General features: G+C 68.1%; 17 protein-coding genes. 5 read left to right on the top strand and 12 right to left on the bottom strand.

Annotated elements, in window-relative coordinates; all coding sequences use genetic code 11:
* Positions 1–99: 99 nt before the first annotated feature.
* The 6 genes from catA to BST28156_RS06330 all read right to left on the bottom strand — a co-directional run bounded on the left by catA (position 100) and on the right by BST28156_RS06330 (position 6965).
* Positions 100–1035, bottom strand: a complete 936-nt coding sequence (catA, locus tag BST28156_RS06355) for a catechol 1,2-dioxygenase (RefSeq protein ID WP_060240480.1) — start codon at positions 1033–1035, stop codon at positions 100–102.
* Positions 1036–1105: 70 nt separating this feature from the next.
* On the bottom strand, positions 1106–1396 hold the full coding sequence (gene catC, locus BST28156_RS06350; RefSeq protein ID WP_174901733.1) for a muconolactone Delta-isomerase: 291 nt from the start codon (positions 1394–1396) through the stop codon (positions 1106–1108).
* A gap of 35 nt (positions 1397–1431) precedes the next feature.
* Positions 1432–2568 carry a muconate/chloromuconate family cycloisomerase gene (locus tag BST28156_RS06345; RefSeq protein WP_060240475.1) on the bottom strand — a complete coding sequence of 379 codons (1137 nt, stop codon included), beginning with the start codon at positions 2566–2568 and terminating at the stop codon, positions 1432–1434.
* Between the two features lie 603 nt (positions 2569–3171).
* Entirely contained in the window at positions 3172–4659 is a 1488-nt protein-coding gene (locus tag BST28156_RS06340; RefSeq protein ID WP_060240472.1) for an alanine/glycine:cation symporter family protein, read from the bottom strand.
* 513 nt (positions 4660–5172) lie between these two features.
* Positions 5173–5601 carry a PRC-barrel domain-containing protein gene (locus BST28156_RS06335; protein WP_174901732.1) on the bottom strand — a complete coding sequence of 143 codons (429 nt, stop codon included), beginning with the start codon at positions 5599–5601 and terminating at the stop codon, positions 5173–5175.
* 233 nt (positions 5602–5834) lie between these two features.
* A complete protein-coding gene (locus BST28156_RS06330; RefSeq protein ID WP_254596351.1) occupies positions 5835–6965 on the bottom strand; it encodes a 3-deoxy-7-phosphoheptulonate synthase in 1131 nt (376 codons plus the stop codon).
* Between the two features lie 251 nt (positions 6966–7216).
* On the opposite strand from BST28156_RS06330, the gene BST28156_RS06325 reads away from it, so the two are divergent.
* Entirely contained in the window at positions 7217–7771 is a 555-nt protein-coding gene (locus tag BST28156_RS06325) for a hypothetical protein (protein WP_174901731.1), read from the top strand.
* 99 nt (positions 7772–7870) lie between these two features.
* Here the strand turns inward: BST28156_RS06325 and BST28156_RS06320 are convergent, their stop codons facing one another.
* A complete protein-coding gene (locus BST28156_RS06320) occupies positions 7871–8581 on the bottom strand; it encodes a YceH family protein (RefSeq protein WP_060240463.1) in 711 nt (236 codons plus the stop codon).
* 342 nt (positions 8582–8923) lie between these two features.
* Between BST28156_RS06320 and BST28156_RS06315 the strand changes: the two genes are divergently transcribed.
* Complete coding sequence (locus BST28156_RS06315) at positions 8924–9688, top strand: SDR family oxidoreductase (protein ID WP_174901730.1); 765 nt, start codon at positions 8924–8926, stop codon at positions 9686–9688.
* 46 nt (positions 9689–9734) lie between these two features.
* Positions 9735–10472, top strand: coding sequence for a histidine utilization transcriptional repressor HutC (gene hutC, locus BST28156_RS06310; protein WP_060240458.1), 738 nt, complete (start codon positions 9735–9737; stop codon positions 10470–10472).
* A 97-nt stretch (positions 10473–10569) separates the two neighbouring features.
* Here hutC and BST28156_RS06305 read toward each other — a convergent pair whose 3' ends face one another.
* Together BST28156_RS06305 and BST28156_RS06300 are read right to left on the bottom strand one after the other, a co-directional pair.
* Positions 10570–11421, bottom strand: a complete 852-nt coding sequence (locus BST28156_RS06305) for a phytanoyl-CoA dioxygenase family protein (RefSeq protein WP_060240456.1) — start codon at positions 11419–11421, stop codon at positions 10570–10572.
* A 53-nt stretch (positions 11422–11474) separates the two neighbouring features.
* Positions 11475–12260 (bottom strand): ABC transporter substrate-binding protein, encoded by a 786-nt coding sequence (locus BST28156_RS06300; RefSeq protein WP_060240454.1) that lies wholly within the window; start codon positions 12258–12260, stop codon positions 11475–11477.
* Positions 12261–12790: 530 nt separating this feature from the next.
* Here BST28156_RS06300 and BST28156_RS06295 point away from each other — a divergent pair.
* Together BST28156_RS06295 and BST28156_RS06290 are read left to right on the top strand one after the other, a co-directional pair.
* Entirely contained in the window at positions 12791–12994 is a 204-nt protein-coding gene (locus tag BST28156_RS06295; protein ID WP_254596350.1) for a hypothetical protein, read from the top strand.
* A 413-nt stretch (positions 12995–13407) separates the two neighbouring features.
* Positions 13408–14268 carry a LysR substrate-binding domain-containing protein gene (locus tag BST28156_RS06290; protein ID WP_060240450.1) on the top strand — a complete coding sequence of 287 codons (861 nt, stop codon included), beginning with the start codon at positions 13408–13410 and terminating at the stop codon, positions 14266–14268.
* A 75-nt stretch (positions 14269–14343) separates the two neighbouring features.
* On the opposite strand, the gene BST28156_RS06285 is transcribed toward BST28156_RS06290, so the two are convergent.
* From BST28156_RS06285 to BST28156_RS06275, 3 genes are all read right to left on the bottom strand, one after another.
* The gene (locus BST28156_RS06285; protein WP_174901729.1) at positions 14344–14823 is read right to left on the bottom strand and encodes a nuclear transport factor 2 family protein; all 480 of its coding nucleotides are present in this window, start codon (positions 14821–14823) and stop codon (positions 14344–14346) included.
* Between the two features lie 63 nt (positions 14824–14886).
* Positions 14887–16074 (bottom strand): amidohydrolase family protein, encoded by a 1188-nt coding sequence (locus BST28156_RS06280; RefSeq protein ID WP_174901728.1) that lies wholly within the window; start codon positions 16072–16074, stop codon positions 14887–14889.
* Between the two features lie 70 nt (positions 16075–16144).
* Entirely contained in the window at positions 16145–17344 is a 1200-nt protein-coding gene (locus tag BST28156_RS06275; protein WP_174901727.1) for an amidohydrolase family protein, read from the bottom strand.
* Positions 17345–17793 lie beyond the last annotated feature (449 nt).

Here is a 17793-nt window from a genome sequence, read left to right as displayed (position 1 = left end):
TGCACCCTCCGCGCACTGCGGAGAAGGACTGCATCGGTATCGAATGATTCTCGCGGGAGCCCGGTCGGCGGCAGCGCGCGCCGCCGCCGAGCCGGACGGTTAGGCGGCGACCGAAGCGCGCAGGCGATTGACGATCTGGTTGTCCTCGCCTTGCACGAGCGGCGTCAGCACGATGTCGAACCGGATGTCCTGGTACGTATCGGCCTTCATGCCCAGCGCGGCGCCGCCGGTCTTTTCGACGACGTGCGGAATCAGTTCCTCGCGGGTCGCGTATGCGAAGTCGTCCCAGATCAGCGGATCGCCTTCGATGTTGAACTGCGTCGTCAGCTTGCGGTGACCATCGCCGCTCACGAAGAAGTGCACGTGCGCCGGACGGTTGCCGTGGCGACCGAGCCCGTTCAGCAGCTGCTGCGTCGCGCCTTGCGGCGGGCAGCCGTAGCCGACCGGCATCAGCGTGCGGAATTCGTACTTGCCGTCGGCGCCGGTCCGCACTGCGCCGCGCAGGTTGAAGTCGGTCTGCGCGCCGGTCGGGTCGAAGTGCGAATAGAAGCCGTTCGAGTTCGCGTGCCAGCATTCGACCACCGCGCCGGCGACCGGCTTGCCGTCCGTGCCGGTGACCGTGCCGTGAATCACGAGCGGGCCGGCGTTGGCGTCATCGTCGAGGTCGATCTTCGATACGCGGTCGCGCACCGGCGCGCCGGCGACGTACAGCGGGCCTTCGATCGTGCGCGGCGTGCCGCCGTCGAGGCCGGCTGCCTTGTCGGCGGCATCCATCCGGATGTCCAGGTACTTCTCGAGGCCGACGCCTGCCGCAAGCAGCGCCGCTTCGCCGTCCTGGCCGAGCTTGTTCAGGTAATTGACGCCGGCCCAGACTTCATCGGGCGTGATGTCGAGATCGTCGATTGCCTTGAACAGGTCGCCCAGCAGGCGGTGGACGATCTGCTGGAAGCGCGCGTTGCCGGTGTCGCCGTTCAGGTTCGAAGCCGCCTTCAGCAGGTCCTGGACTTCCTGGGTATCGAATACTTTGACGCTCATGATGTGTGTCTCCACGTGTATTTTGGGAAAAAACGACCGGCGCGCGCAGGGGAACGGGCGGTACTCCGGGTCAGGCGTCGTCGTCACGAATCGACGACGGGTGGCGACACAGCGGCGTCACCGAAATCTTCATGTACGGGAACAGCGGCAGGCCGGTCAGGATCTCGTGCAGCTCGGCGTTGCCCGCCACGTCGAAAATGCTGTAGTTCGCGTATTCGCCGGCAATGCGCCAGATATGGCGCCACTTGCCGCTGCGCTGCAGTTCCTGCGAATACGCCTTCTCGCGCGCCTTGATCTCGTCGGCAACGCCGGCGGGCAGGTCGGGCGGCAGGTTGACGTCCATGCGTACGTGGAAAAGCATCGTGATGGTCCTGTTCGGTATCGTGGGAAATCGGTTTATCGCGTGACTTTCGTCAGCCCGTCGCGCGTGAAGCGCTTGATCCTGGCCTCGTCCAGCTCGATGCCGAGGCCCGGGCCGTTCGGCACGGTCAGTTCGAAGTCGCTGTAGTCGAGCGGCGCGGTCAGGATCTCTTCGGTGATCAGCAGCGGGCCGAACAGCTCGGTGCCCCATTGCAGGTTCGCGAAGCTCGCGAACAGATGGGCGGATGCGACCGTGCTGAACGCGCCTTCGAGCATCGTGCCGCCGTACAGCTCGATGCCCGCCGCATCGGCGATCGTCGCCACGCGCTGCGCGGCGAACAGGCCGCCGTTCTGCTCGATCTTGATCGCGAACACGTCGGCGCCGTGCTGCTTCGCGATCTCGAATGCGCTGTCCGGACCCTGCAGGATTTCGTCGGCCATCAGCGCGACCGGGAAGCGGCGCATCAGACGCGCGAGCGACGCGGCGGACGCGACCGGCTGCTCGACCAGTTCGCAGCCGGCATCGGCGAGCGCCGGCAGCGCCCAGGCCGCCTGCGTCTCGCTCCACGCCATGTTGACGTCGACCCGCACTGCGCCGCGATCGCCGATCGCCTTCTTGATTTCGGCGACGTGACGGATATCGACGTCGAGCGCCTTCGCGCCGATCTTCAGCTTGAACACGTTGTGCCGGCGCAGGTCCAGCATGTGGTGCGCCTCGTCGATGTCGCGCGCCGTATCGCCGGATGCCAGCGTCCACGCGACCGGCAGGCGATCGCGCCGGCGCCCGCCGAGCAGCTCGCTGACCGGCACGCCGAGCCGCTTGCCGTGCGCGTCGAGCAGCGCGGTTTCGAGCGCGCTCTTCGCGAAGTGATTGACCTTCACCAGCTTGCCGACGTACGCCATCAGCGCCTGGATGCGCGTCGCATCCTTGCCGATCATCGCCGGCGCGAAGTACGTGTCGATCGCGAGCTTCATCGCTTCGGGGCTTTCCGGGCCGTACGCCATGCCGGCGATCGTCGTGCCTTCGCCGATGCCGGTCACGCCGTCGCTGCACGTGACCTTCACCAGCATCAGCGTCTGTCCGTGCATGGTCGCGACCGAAAGCTTGTGCGGGCGAATCGTCGGCAAGTCGACGAGCCGGGTTTCGATGCGTTCGATGGTGATCGGGGTCATTGGAATACGTCGCGGGAGTGAAGTGCTTGGACCGATTTATACGTCTCGGCCAGAGCGAGCGTCCAATACTTTTGGATACCCCTTTCCATACTTGGTGGGTATTGGATCGGCGCGAAACTCGCTGAATGACGCGCTGCACCATACTTTTTCTGATGGTCTAAGCCGACGGGAAGCCGTGCCGGTGTTGGCAGAGCGGTGACTTGGCGGATGGGATGCGGAATGCCGGCGCGAGGTGTGTCATGCGCGCGGCAACGGCGCGAAAAACGGCCTGGTTGGGGGTGGGACCTAGGGTTTTCCTGATGGAATATGGGCGTGCCCGGACAGTCTTGCCGGGCCGAGGCAAATGGCTGCGCGGCAATCGGCATCTCGCTTGAGACCGTCCATGCGAAGCTCCGGCAACGCCATGCCGCGGGAAGGGCGAACGGCCTGCCGCCGCGCGCGTGACGATCCACGTCCGTCACGCGGTATCCGTGTCCGGCAGGCCTGCGCCGCGCTGAGCGACGGCAACGGTGCGTCGGCGCGGCGAGCGACGACCGGATGCGCCTGCCCGCCTGACCGAGCCGCACACCGTGCCGGCCGATCGACGGCCGGCCCCGCACTTTGCTACGACTGCCGCTCCGACACCACGACCGGCTGCGCTGCGCCGCTGCCATTGCGCACGGCGTCCCGCTTCTCCCAGAACGTCGCGTTCGCGATGCCGAGCGCGGCCGGATCGAACGTCGGTTCGCGGCCCGCGCGCTTCTGCGCTTCGTAATCGCGCAACGCGTTGAGCGCCGGCTTCTGCAGCAGCACGATCGCGACAATGTTCAGCCACGCCATCAGGCCGACGCCGATATCGCCGAGCGCCCATGCGACGCTTGCGCTCTTCACCGCGCCGTACAGCGTCGCGAGCAGGATCACCGCGCGCAGCACGAAGGTGCCGGCGGCACTGCTGCGCGCGCGGCTCAGATATGCGACGTTGGTTTCCGCGATGTAGTAGTACGCGAGGATCGTCGTGAACGCGAAGAAGAACAGCGCCATCGCGACGAAAGCCGCGCCGAAGCCCGGCAGCACCGATTCGACCGCCATCTGCGTATAGCCGGGGCCGGCCTCGATGCCGGCCGCGCCCGAGAACAGCGCGCGGCCGCCCGGCGCGACCACGTTGTACGCGCCGGTGATCAGGATCATGAAGCCCGTCGCGGAACAGACGAACAAGGTATCGACATAGACGGAGAACGCCTGCACGAGCCCCTGCTGCGCCGGGTGCCCGACCTCGGCGGCCGCCGACGCATGCGGGCCCGTGCCCTGCCCGGCCTCGTTCGAATAGACGCCGCGCTTCACGCCCCACTGGATCGCGAGGCCGAGCACCGCGCCGAAGCCGGCCTCGAAGCCGAATGCGCTCTTGAACACGAGCGCGACGACGCCCGGCAGGCGTTCGATATCGAGCGCGATCACGACGCACGCGATCAGGATGTAGCCGAGCGCCATGAACGGCACGACGATCTCCGCGACGCGCGCGATCCGCTTCACGCCGCCGAAGATGATCAGGCCGAGCAGCAGCACGAGCGCGGCGCCCGTGACGGGCTTCGCGATGCCGAACGAGTTCTCGACCGCGACCGAGATCCCGTTCGCCTGCACGCCGGGCAGCAGCAGCCCGCACGCGAGCACCGTGGCGATCGCGAACGCCACCGCGTACCAGCGCACGCCGAGCCCCTTCTCGATGTAATACGCGGGACCGCCGCGGTACTGCCCTTCGCGCCGCTCCTTGTAGATCTGCGACAGCGTCGATTCGACGAACGCGGTGCTGGCGCCGAGAAACGCGACGACCCACATCCAGAACATCGCGCCGGGGCCGCCGAACGTGATGGCCGTCGCAACGCCCGCGATGTTGCCGGTGCCGACGCGCCCCGACAGCGACATCGCCAGCGCCTGGAACGACGACACGCCTTCCGCCGACGCCTTGCTGCCGCGCATCAGGCGCAGCATCTCGACGAAATGGCGCACTTGCGCGAAGCGCGTGCGCAGCGAGAAGTACAGCCCGGCGGCAAGGCAGAGGAAGATGAGCGCGGGGCTCCAGATGACGCCATTGATCGAATCGACGAGTTGTTCCATGAAGCGTTTCGGTTGAGAGCGGGGTAACCGGGGAGAACGATCGGATCGGTCATGTCGCGTCGTGGCGCGCACGGAACAGGACAAGTCCGAAGAACAAGTCCGAATCATTCTTTCATTGATATTACATTTCTTTCACATTCATTCGGAATTGGGGTGAGCCCCGAGCGGGATGGCGGGCGTGGTTGCCGGTGTTGCCGGCGTCTTCGACGGGCGGTCGCGCCAAGTGCTTCGCCCGGGACGAGCGGGCAACACAGCGCGGACGCAACGCACGTCGCGCGGTGGATGTCATACGGTGCGGCCGCGGGATTGTCGATTCGGAATACGGATCGACGGGATCCGCATACGAGCATCGCGCATGAAGGCGTCAGCCGGAGCGTGGCGCTTGCGAGGCGGGAGGATGGACGGGAGGGAGACGGAACAGTCCGGCATGACCGCCGTCATCGGGCGAGTATGCCATCCTGCACGAAAACGCCCGCCGCATTGCACGACGGGCGCCGACAGGTTTGCTGCAGATCAGTGCTTGTCGTCGGCCTTCTTCGGCTTCGGCGGCGCCGGCACCTTCGCGTACTGGAATGCAGGCGTGGCCTTCAGCGCGTCCTTCGTCGCGCCCGGCAGGTAGATGTTGCCGTTGCGCACGTCGAGCGACGCGATCGGCACCGCGACATCGTGCGCGGCCACGCCGAGGAAGCCGCCCGCCGACACGATCGCCGCCGACACCGAGCCGTCCGGCGCGACAATCAGGTCGCGCACGGTGCCGACCTTCTGGTTCTGGTCGTTGTAGACCGCCTTGCCGAGCACGCTTTTCTTCACGCTCCAGCCTTCGAGCAGCGCCTGCGATTGCTCGACGGTCACGCTCAGCGGCTGCGCGCCCGCGATCTGCGCGTGCGCGCCGACGCTCGATGCCAGAACGGCCACTGCGATGATGGTCTTGTAGAACGCCATGCTTGTTGCACTCCGTTGAATGATTGTCGATTCAGGCAGCGAAGCCGGACAACGCGACGGCGGCCGATTACGCGCCGCCGCAACACTGCCCGACTGCGCCGACGGATCGGCGGCACGGCCGCACCGCCCCCCATGCGCATGCCGCGGCAGTCCCTGTCGACCGGCCCGCAGCGCGTCGCATCGGGCCATCTTAGCGCCAGCGGCGCAACGCTGCATCGGACGCGATGCCGCAGTCACGCGTTGCGCGAATACACGCGCCGATGACGGACGGCTTCGGCGAGCACGTCGAGCACCGGTTCGGTCTGCGTCCAGCTCAGGCACGCATCGGTGATCGACACGCCGTACTTGAGCGGCACGCCGGGCTTCAGGTCCTGCCGGCCGGCCTCGAGATTGCTCTCGACCATCACGCCGACGATCCGGTGTTCGCCCTGCGACAACTGCCGCGCGAGATCCTGCGCGACATCGATCTGGCGTTCGTGCGACTTGTTCGAATTCGCATGCGAGCAGTCGACCATCACCTGTTCGCGCAAGCCGGCCGCGCGCAGCACCGCGCAGCTCCCCTCGACGTGCGCGGCATCGTAGTTCGGACCGTTCTTGCCGCCGCGCAGGATCACGTGCGCATCGTCGTTGCCGCGCGTCTCGAAGATCGCGGCCATCCCCATCTTCGTCATCCCCATGAACGCGTGGCTGGCGCGCGCGGCGACGATCGCGTCCGACGCGACCTGCACGCCGCCGTCCGTGCCGTTCTTGAAGCCGATCGGACAGCTCAGACCCGACGCGAGCTGCCGATGGCTCTGGCTTTCGGTCGTGCGCGCGCCGATCGCCCCCCACGCGATCAGGTCGGCGATGTACTGCGGGCTCAGCAGGTCGAGGAATTCGGTCGCGGCCGGCAGGCCGAGCGCATTGACGTCGAGCAGCAGTTGCCGCGCGGCGCGCAGCCCTTCGTTGATCCGGAAGCTGCCGTCGAGGCGCGGATCGTTGATATAGCCCTTCCAGCCGACCGTCGTGCGCGGCTTCTCGAAGTAGACGCGCATCGTGATCAGCAGGTCGTCCTTCAGCGCATAGGCGGCGACCTTCAGCCGGCGCGCGTAGTCGAGCGCCTGGTCGTGGTCGTGGATCGAGCACGGACCGACAACGATCAGCAGCCGGTCGTCGCGGCCGTGCAGGATGTCGCCGATCGCCTTGCGGGTGTCCTCGACGAGCGTTTGCGTGACGGCCGGCACGGGCAGCTCGTCCTGCAGCAGCGCCGGCGAGATCAACGGGCGCACCGCGCCGATGCGGACGTCGTCGATGCGCGTCGAGTCCTGCGTCGCGTCGGCGACGCCGACCTCGCGATCGCGTGAAGGATTGTCGAGGTTCTGCATGGTGATTCTCCGGGGGACGTCTGGAATGTTAGGCAGGCTCGATTATGGCACCCGGCCGCGACGGCAGCGATCATGCGCGGGCCGGCCGTTCGGCCGACTGTTCGCGCACGGCCGACGGTCATTACGATCGTGACTGACCCGGTATCGGAGCGGCCTCGTCTTTCGACGCGCGCCGCTCGGGTGCCGGCCCGCGCGCGGCGCTGCCAGCAATCGACCGACCGCTCCCTCCCTGCCCGAACCGATACGCCACGATGACCTTGTCCGAACTGTTCCGCGCCATCCGCCAGCCCTATATCGACCTGCTCGCGAAAGCGGCGACGCAGTTGCCGGCCCATATCGAACCGACCTACCGGCGGGCCGACGGCACGCTCGCCACCGAAGGGCCGCTCGCGCTGCCGTGCCGGGCCGACTACATCCCGACCGAAGGCGAAGCGGCCGGCCGCCCCGCGAGGGTCGACTCGGTCGAACGGCTGGAATTCGAGCCGGTCTCGTTCGAGGTCGATGCGGCGACCGTGTCGATCAGCCCGTTCGCGTGGGACCGGGCGACGATCGAGGTCGACGGTCTCGCCGAAAGCGCGGCGATCGATCTGTTCAAATCGTGGTTCTTCGCGTGGTTCGACGCCGACAACGCCAGCGCGCCGCGCGAAGACGGGCTGCACGGCGTCGCTCATTACCTGTCGGAGCCGGCGCGCATCGACCAGGGGTGGCGCGTCAACGTGGATTTCGGCTCGGCGCCGGAGACGGCCGCCGAGGCGTTGCTGTTCCGGCTCGTCGATGCGGGCGCGACGCGGATCAGCTTCGGCTGAAACGATCACGACGATGAAGCAAGCCTGCGCCGCGCTGCTGTGCTGCGTCGCGCGACGCGCATGCCTGCGCGCCGGCGACGCAATTCATCGGCCGGTCGCTCAGGACGCGTCGCCCTGCGCGTCGACGTCGATCCCGAGTTCCGCGGCCATCCGCTGAACCAGCGCGCTCAGCCGCGCGACTTCATCCGCGAGGCGCTTCTGCTCGGCCTTCAACGCTTCGAATTCGGAAGGCGGGACGGAGTCCGCTCCGCCCGCGTCCGCAGCCGCCGCGAATTCGCTCGCGTTCACTTCGCCGCACATCAGGTGCATCCAGCGGTTCTCGCGCGCACCCGGCGCGCGCGGCAGCCGGACGACGAGCGGCGGTTCGCGCGTCGCGAGTTCGTCGAGGAACGCCTCGACCGACGAGATGTCGGCGAAGCCGTGCAGGCGCGCGCTGTTCAGGCGCAGTTCGGCGGCCGTCTGCGGGCCGCGCAGCAGCAGGATCGTCAGCAGCGCGATCGCCTGGCTCGGGATGCCGAGCACGCGGTTCATGTTGTGCTCGAAACGCGGCACGCGGCTGCTGCTGCCCTCCATCACGAGACTCAGGTGCTTGAGCCCGTCGAGCGCGGTCGTCACTTCGTCCTCGGTGACGTTCATCACCGGCGAGCGTGCGGTCTTCTGGTTGCAGCCCGCGGTCAGCGCGTTCAGCGACAGCGGATAGGTGTCCGGCACCGTGTGCTGTTTCTCGACGAGCACCCCGACGATGCGGGCCTCGAGGGGCGTCAGTTCGCGAAGGGCGCGTGGCGTGGGCGTGTCCGGCGTGGTGTTCATGGTTGTCGTCGCGGCAGCGGCAAAAAAGGAAAACGGATCGCGGCCCGTCCGGCACGGCTCGACGGGCGAGCCATATGATAGCTTGCGACGCGCGGCCCGCCGCCGGTCGATACGGCGGCGGCACGGACTTCCACCGCAAGCCCGCTTCGTCCGGCGCGTCGCCGGCGTCGTGCGGCTGCCCGTTTGCGCCGCACGCAGGCCGGCGCTACGATACGCGTGCACCCGGACGCCCGCAGCGCATCGCGTGTTCACGCGCCGCGCCGCGCTTCGCCCGTTCCGCCCGCCACGCCGCCCGAGCGTGCGCACCGCCCTCCAATGCCTTTCATCCGACCGTTCACCGACATGACTTCATCCTCTTCCGTACCGAATGTGCGCGCGATCGTCACCGGCCACACGCGCGGCCTCGGTGCATCGCTTGCCGAACAGCTGCTGCTGGAAGGCCTTGCCGTGCTCGGCGTATCACGCCGCCGTCATCCGTCGCTCGGCGCGCAGGGCGGCGACCGCTTTGCCGAAGTCGAGCTCGACCTGTCGGAGCCGTCGGCCGTCGCGACATGGCTCGCCGGCGACACGCTGCGCCGCTTCGTCGACGGCGCGTCGCTCGTGCTGCTCTTCAACAACGCGGGCATCGTCGATCCGATCGGCCCGCTCGATGCGCAGGACCCGGCCACGGTCGCGCGCGCGGTCGGACTGAACGTCGCGGCGCCGCTGATGCTGTCGGCCGCGCTCGCGCAGGTCGCGTCCGATCCGACCGAATGCCGGATCGTGCACGTGTCGAGCGGCGCGGCGCGCAATGCGTATGCGGGCTGGAGCGTCTACTGCGCGACCAAGGCCGCGCTCGATCACCATGCGCGCGCGGTCGCGCTCGACCCGAACCGCGCGCTGCGGATCTGCAGCGTCGCGCCGGGCGTGGTGGATACAGGCATGCAGGCGACGATCCGCGCAACCGGCGACGACCGCTTCCCGATGCGCGAGAAGTTCGAGCAGCTGAAGGCGAGCGGCGCGCTCGCGACGCCGGAAGCGGCCGCGCGGCAGCTCGTCGGCTACGCGCTGAGCGACGCGTTCGGCTCGGTGCCGACCGCCGACGTGCGCGAACTGCCGGCGGCGTGATCCGGGATAGAATCCTTCGGTCGCCCTTCCCCCGAGGATCCTCCCGATGGTCACCAGGACCACCGCGCCGTTTCAGCAGATCAAGACGCTCGTGCGCCAGAAGACCGAATCGGGCGACTGGCGTCCCGGGGATCGCATCCCGTCCGAACTCGACCTCGCCGCGCAATTCGGCGTCGCGCGCATGACGGTCAACCGTGCGCTGCGCGAGCTGACCGAGGAAGGCGTGCTGAAGCGCATCGCGGGCGTCGGCACGTTCGTCGCCGAGGAGAAGCCGCAGTCGAACCTGCTGATGATCGCGCATATCCGCGACGAGATCCGCGCGCGCGGCCACGAATACCGCTGCCGCGTGCTCAGCCATGCGCGCGAGCCCGCGTCGTTCGACGTCGCGGCCGCGTTCGGCCTGCCGGTCAATACGCCGGTGTTCCACGTCGTCTGCGTGCACGAGGAAAACGGCCGCCCGATCCAGCTCGAGGATCGCTACGTGAACCCGGCCGCCGCGCCGGATTTCATCGACCAGGATTTCCTGACCGAGCCGCCGTCCGAATACCTGTTCAACAACGTGTCGCACTACGAACTGGAGATCGAGCACGTCGTCGACGCGTCGCTGCCGACCGTCGAGCAGGCGCGGCTGCTCGACATGCGCGCCGACGAACCGTGCCTCACGCTCACGCGCCGCACCTGGACGAACGGGCTGCCCGTCACGTTCGTGCACTTCCTGCATCCGGGCAACCGCTACCGGCTCGGCTCGCGCTTCAAGCCCGGCGCCGGACGCCACCAGACCTGAGCGCCCGGCGCGGCGCGCCGTCACATGCCGTGCCGCAAAAGACAACGGCCGCTTCGTCATGAAGCGGCCGTTGTCCGTATACCGAAGCCTGCCGACGTCAGATCGCGTGCGTCTGTCCCGCGCCCCGCGACCAGACGACCGGAAACAGCGGATGCTCGAGCGGCGCGCCGTCGGGCAGTTCGTCCGCGAGCCCCGGGAAATCGGGCGACGTCTTCCAGCGGCGCGGCGCGTGACGGATGTCGTCGCCGACGAAGCGGATCGAGAACGCGCGCCGCCGATTCTGCGTGCCGCCCGACGCATGCAGCGTGAGCATCCGGAAGCACACCATGTCGCCGGGTTCGAGCGCCCAGTGACGGATCGGGAAGGCCGCGCGATCCGCTTCGATGTCGGGCAGGTCCGCGAGGCTGCCTTCCGGAAACCATTTCGCCTCCTTGTCCATGAACGTGCGCGGCATCAGCCACGGCCCGCGATGCGAGCCCGCGATGAATTCGAGCGTCGATTCGAGCGGCACCGGATCGACGGGGATCCACATGCTGACGTTGTCGTCGCCTTCGATGTTGTAGTAGGGCTGGTCCTGATGCCACGGCGTGCGCTGCCGCGTGCCGGGTTCCTTCACGAGCAAGTGGTCGTGATGCAGCCGCACGGTCGCGGTGCCCATCAGCGCGGCCGCGACGGACGGGGCCGGCGAGCGCACGATGAAGTCGCGATACGCGTCGTTGTGCTGCCAGTTGCAGAAGTCCTCGAAGAACCAGCCCGGATCGTCGGGGCGGCTCGCGACCTTCGCGCGCGGGCTCGGCTGCGCGAGGTTCGCGTCGATGCCGGCCCTGAGCGCCGCCACTTCGTCCGGCGAAAAAATGCCCTTGATGCAGACCGCGCCTTCTTCGCGGAACGCGTGGATCAGCTCGGGCGTCACGGCTTGCGCGACACGGTCGTGGATGCTCATCGTCATGGCTTGCCTGTCGGTTGGTTGGATCGTGGAATCACGGGTTCGCGGCGCGGTGCTCACTGCTTCGCGCCGTAGATATCGAAGTCGAAGTACTTCGCGGCGATCTTCTGGTACGTGCCGTTCGCGCGGATCGCGGCGATCGCGTCGTTCAGCCGGTTCTTCATCGCGGTATCGCCCTTGCGCAGCCCCATCGCAACGCCGAAGCCGGTGATGCGCGCATCGGTAATGTCGTCGCCGGCGAACGCGAAGTGCTTGCCGCGCTCGGTCTTCAGAAACGAATAGCCGGCCTGCGTCTTGTCCTGGAACGTCGCGTCGAGGCGGCCGTTGACGAGGTCCTGGTAGACCTGATCCTGGTTCTGGTACGACACGATCGTGACGCCCTTCGGCGCCCACTCGGCCTTCGCGTACATGTCCTGCGTGGTGCCCTGGATGATGCCGACGCGCTTGCCGGCGAGCGACGCCGCGGTCGACTGCAGCTTCGAGCCGGCCGGCGCGACGAGCGCGGCCGGCGACGCGTACAGCTTGTTCGAGAAGTCGATCTGCTTGAGCCGCTCGTCGGTGGCCGTCATCGCGGACATGATCACGTCGAACTTGCGCGCGCGCAGCGCCGGGATCATCCCGTCGAAGTTCTGCTCGACCCATACGCATTTCGCGCGCAGCTGCTCGCAGATCGCGTTGCGCAGGTCGATGTCGAAGCCGGTCAGCGAGCCGTCCGGCTGCTTCGCCTCGAACGGCGGATAGGTGGGATCGATGCCCCAGCGGATCGTCGACGGATCCTGTGCGAACGACACGAGCGGCGCGCATGCGAGCGCGGTGACGAGAAGCGTTGCGATCCGTTTCATGGCAGGTCCTTGCTGGTCTCGACGCGGCGGGTCGGCGCCGGGCGTGCGGGTGGATGCGCCGCGCCGACACGTCGGCGCGGGGGAAAAATCGGCGACTTCGATGACTGTGCGATGCAGTCTAGACTGCTTGATTTTCGAGCGCAAGCAGGGGAGATGCGGATACGGAAGTGGCGGCGCCGCAGCGCTGAAGAGAATATGAAAACGGCCGACGTAGGCTATATTTAGCGATGTTTTTCGGTGAATTATGCGATCTTAGCGCGCATACCCCGTGCAATACCGGCCGTCACAGCATGCGTTTTTCCGGATTCTCGCTGCTTAACGATGTCTATACAGGAGACCGACATACGCCGTCGGCACCGCTCCGGTTCCGTCGTCGGGGCAGGCAACCTATACTGCCCCATTATTCGCCAGGCGCCGCCCCTGCCTGAAATGTAAGATATAGCTTACATTTACCGAGCCCGGTATCCGGGCCGGGGAAATCGGTCGTCAGCGCAAATGTCAGCTACGACGGTGAGCTGACCGAACGCCTGTTGGCCGACGCGCTCGCCAGCGGGGAGATTCCGGCGGGGTACGAAGCGCAACTGTCGGTGATCCTCGACGAGGTGCCGTTGCCTGTCGTGGTGAAGGCCGCCAAGGAGGCGGCCGAGCGTTCGGGTACGCCGCTTCGGGCTATCTGGAAAAACCTCGCCGCGTGGTCGCGCGATCTTCATCTCTATCGGGAAGTATGGGCATGAGCGCGCCTGTCCCTTTGCCTGCGGGCCCTTGGCAAAACCTGTTCCGCCACGCGTTGACGCTCGTCGACGAGATACGGAAGCACGGAACGTCCAACCCGTTCTGACCTTCGGCGGCGGCACGGTCCTGATGTTGCGCCACGGCCATCGCATCGCGGTGATCGTCCGACCGCACGGGACTGGTTCGTGGTGATCGAACAGGAACCGGAGCAGCTGGCGACGGCCGGCGCGTTCCTGGTTCGGCATCGCGACACCTTCCTCCGCCAGCTTCCCGCAGCCGCCCCACCGCGCATCTCCCGCACTCGCTGACCTGCTGGCGCGCGTCCGGCGAAACCGCGATTGCCCGGCGCATCCGGCCGTGCTAAAAGTCGTCGCACATTTGGAAATGAAATGACCGAATCCATAAAAGTGCGGAAATGAATAGACCCTTGTTCGACCTCGATCTGCTGCGCGCGCTCGTGATGGTCGCCGACTGCGGCAGCTTCACGACGGCATCCGCGCGCCTGCACTCGACGCAGTCGACGGTCAGCCAGAAGGTGCGGCGGCTCGAGGAGATCGCCGGGCACCGGCTGCTCGATCGCGGCACGCGCGACGTGCGGCCGACCGATGCGGGCGTCACCGTGCTGAGTTACGCGCGCCGCATGCTCGGCCTGAACGACGAGATGCTCGAAGTGCTGGCCGGCGCCACCGTCGCACTGACGATCCGGCTCGGCGTGCCCGACGACTTCGCGGCGGGCCGCACGACCCATGCGCTGGCCGCGTTCAAGCGCGCGCATCCGCAGGTAAAGCTCGAAGTGACGTGCGGGCTGAGCCGCGACATCAGCGCCGCGTACGATCGCGGCGAACTCGACCTGGTGCTGATCAAGCAGCGGCGCGACAGCCGCGAAGCCGTCGTGCGCTGGCCCGAGAAGCTGCGCTGGATCGACAGCGCGAAGCATCCGTCGATCGATCTCGACCCGGTGCCGATCGTCGTGTTTCCGCCGCGCGGGCTTTATCGCGACGACATGATCAAGGCGATCGAGGAACGCGGCCGCCGCTGGCGGATCGCGTTTACGACGTCGAGCCTGAGCGGGATCCAGGCAGCGGTCGCCGACGGGCTCGGTATCAGCGTGCTGCCCGCGCGCGTGGTCACGGACGAGCATGTCGTGCTGACCGCGAAGGAAGGGTTCGCGCCGATCGAGAACATGGATATCGCGATCCTGCACCGGCCGACGGCCGATCCGATGGTCAGCGAACTGACGAAGACGCTGGCGGCGATGCTGGAGCAGGAGCGGTAAGCGCGGCAGGCGGATCCGCCCGATCGGTCCCGCGGCTATGCCGGCCCGTTCGAAGCGCCGATCCGCCGCGCCGCGTCAGAACATCGTGTTCCCGTTCGCGGCCTGCTCGGGCACCGGCTGATTGACGTCCCAGTGCTCGACGATCTTGCCGTTCTCGAGCCGGAAGATGTCGACGATCGCGCTGCCGCGCGTGCCGGGCTCGCGCACCGCGTGCACGTGCAGGATCACGTAGTCGCCGTCGACGAACGAGCGCCTGATCTCGCTGTGCGACTGCGGATACTTGTCGCGCAGGAACGCGACGAACTTGCGGAAACCGTCGCGGCCGTCGGCCGCGTTCGGATTGTGCTGCACGTAGCGATCGCCGACATAGGCGAGCGCGGCCTCCGCGTCCTTGTCGTTCAGGCCTTTCTCGTAGAACGCGAGCACCGTCCGGCGATTCGCTTCCTGCTGCGCGTCGCCCGCGCCGCCGGCCGCTGCGGCATGCGCGGCCGTCACCGCGAACATCGCCGCGGCGATCCATCGGCATGCAGGGGCTGCTGCTGTCTTGCGTCGCATCGTCGTCGCTCCGAAAGGTCGGCTGAAAGCCGGATCTTACCGGGAACCGCGCACGCCCGTTGCTCAGACCAGCGCGCTGTTTCTCGCGACGACCTGCCCCGACGACACGACGAGCCGCCGCACCGGCCGCGCGACGACGGCCTCGGCCAGCGTCAGCGCATCGACGAGCACGACGTCCGCGCGGGCGCCGGGCCGCAGCCCGTAATCCGCGAAGCCGCAGCCGCGCGCCGCGCTCGAGGTCACGCAGTCGAGCGCGACCTCGAGCGCATCGTCGCGCCGGAAATCGTTGCGCATCCCGATCAGCATCGCGCGTTCGAGCATGTCGGGCGACCCGTACGGCGTCCACGTGTCGCGCACGCCGTCGTTGCCGCCGATCACCGTCACGCCCGCCGCTCGGCATGCAGCCACGGACGGCACCGGCACCGCGGCCGGCGCGGTCGTGACGATCGCGACGCCGAGTTCGGCCATCCGCGCGAGCAGCACGTCGCGCTCGCGCTCGGCGATATCGCCGAGGCAGAAGCCGTGGCTGATCGTGACCTTGCCCTGCATGCCGAGCGCGGCCGTGCGCTGCAGGATCAGGTCGAGCGAATACGCGCCCATCGACGCGCGCTCGTGCAGATGAATGTCGAGCCCGCGGCCGTGACGCTCGGCGATCCCGAACAGCACGTCGACCGCCTCCACCGGATCGCCTTCGATCGCGCACGGATCGAGCCCGCCGAGCAGGTCCGCGCCCGCGCCGAGCGCATCGGCGAGCAGCGCGTCGGTGCCGGGACGCTTCAGCACACCCGATTGCGGAAACGCGACGATCTGGATTTCCACCTGTCCGCGCAGCGTGTCGCGCGTCGCCAGCACGCCGTGCAGATGCCGCAGCCCGGCCTCGGTGTCGACATCGACGTGCGTGCGGATCCGCGTCGTGCCGGCCGCGAGAAATGCGCGCGCCAGCGCGAGCGACGCCGCGCCGGCGTCGTGCCCGCTCGTCGCGCGATAGTGCCGCTCGTTCTCGATGCGGTCGACGAGGCGCGGCCCGACCGCGTTGCGGTACCACGGCATTCCCCAGTGCGTCTTGTCGAGATGCGTGTGGCCTTCGACGAGGCCCGGCAGCGCGAGTGCGCCCGCGCCGTCCTCGATCGCGCAGCCGGCGGGCGCGTCGAGCGCCGCGCCGATGCGCGCGATGCGATCGCCTTCGATCAGGATATCGAGCGCGTCGGCGGCGGCGCCGGTGCGGACATTGCGGATCAGCAAGCTTGTCATGTCGATGTCGTGGGTCGGTCGGAATGAAAGACAGGGCGTCGCCAGCAACGCGCGCGCCGGTCGGAAGCGCTTATCGCGTGAAACGCAGCGCGGGCGCGATCGGCGCGGCGGTGTCGCTTTCGCCGCGGCGGAACACCCAGCGTTCGGCCGGCACGCCCGCGACGGCGGCCGCCGCATTCGGCGCGCGCACCGCGACGAACGTCGCGTCGCAGCCGACCGCGATTCCATAGCGATCCTTGCCGATTGCGCGCGCACCGGCGTGCGTCGCCATGTCGAGCGCGATGCCGAGCGCTTCGTCGGTGTAGAAGCCCGAGCGATAGCCGACCATCATCGCGCGCTGCAGCATGTCGCCGTTGCCGTACGGCCACCATGCGTCGCGGATGTTGTCGTTGCCGGCGAACACGTGCACGCCCGCGTCGCGCAGTTGCCGCACCGGCGGGAACGCACAGTCGCCCGGCGCATTGGTCAGGATCGACACGCCCGCGTCGGCCAGCGCCGCGGCCGTGCGCGCAACGTCGTCGCGGCCCACTTCGCCGAGCGCATACGCATGGCTCACGTTCACGCGCCCGCCGAGCCCCGCCGCGCGCGTGCGCGCCGCGATCCGCAGCAGTTGCGCGATGCCGGTTTCGCCCGGCTCATGCAGGTGGATGTCGATCTTCGCGCCGCGCTTCTCGGCGATGCCGAACACGATGTCGAGCTGGCCTTCCGCGTCGCCGTCGAGCGTCGTCGGATCGATCCCGCCGACCACGTCGGCACCTTCGCGCACGGCCGCGTCGAGGATGTCGGCAGTGCCCGGGCACGACACGACGCCGGCCTGCGGGAACGCGACCAGTTCGATGTCGACGATCCCGCGCCACTGCTCGCGCGCGGCCATCACGGCGTGCAGGTTCGCGAGGCCGGTCGTCGCATCGACGTCGACGTGGCTGCGCATCGCGACCGTGCCGAAGGCAGCCGCCTGCGCGATCAGCGCGTTCGCACGCTCGACGATCGGCGGCGCGGCCGCGAGCTGGCGCTTCTCGACCACGAGTCGCTCGCGCAGCGATTCGACCGGCTCGTGCGGCACCCAGCGATCGCCGACGAAGCTCTTGTCGAGATGGATATGGCCGTCGACGAAGCCGGGCAGCACGACGCGGCCGTCGAGATCGACCGTTTCCGCGCCTGGCGCGGGCGTGCAGTCGGGCCCGATCGCGACGAAGCGGCCGTCGTGAACGACGAGGTTGATGGGCTGGCCGCCGGCGTCGACGGCGTTGATGAAGAAGCGATCGGTCATGGCTCGGAATGTGGGGCGGTCGCTGCGCGACGCCGACGCGGACAGGGGAAGGAACCGCAGCCGGCGCGGCGCGACCGTTGGCAGGGAATCCGGTCACGATATCGGACGACACGGTCCGAGGCCAATTAAATGTCGCGATGCCGCGCATTCGATTTCGCGATGCGTGGCGGGACGGGCCGGCGGGTATGGAAAAAACCCGGGGTCCGATCGGAGCGGGCGGCGACAACCGCGACGAGCGAACGAGGAGGCGACACCCGATGCCGCCCCGACGTGACGATCGCATGCGGCGCGCCGACGCCCATTGCCGACCGCGGACTCACGGCGGCGATGATGTAAACGCATGCCGCGCCACGCCTCCCGCTCCTCGTTTCGACACCGCGCGCCGCCCGCGATTTACGCGGCAACAGACTTTACACGTTGTTACCCGCCTGCACCGGACTTGCCTGCGG

This window comes from Burkholderia pseudomultivorans, from assembly GCF_902499075.1.
Taxonomy (GTDB): Bacteria; Pseudomonadota; Gammaproteobacteria; order Burkholderiales; family Burkholderiaceae; genus Burkholderia; species Burkholderia pseudomultivorans.
Note: the sequence above shows the minus strand (reverse complement) of the source record. Positions and strands in the feature narration are given on the sequence as shown.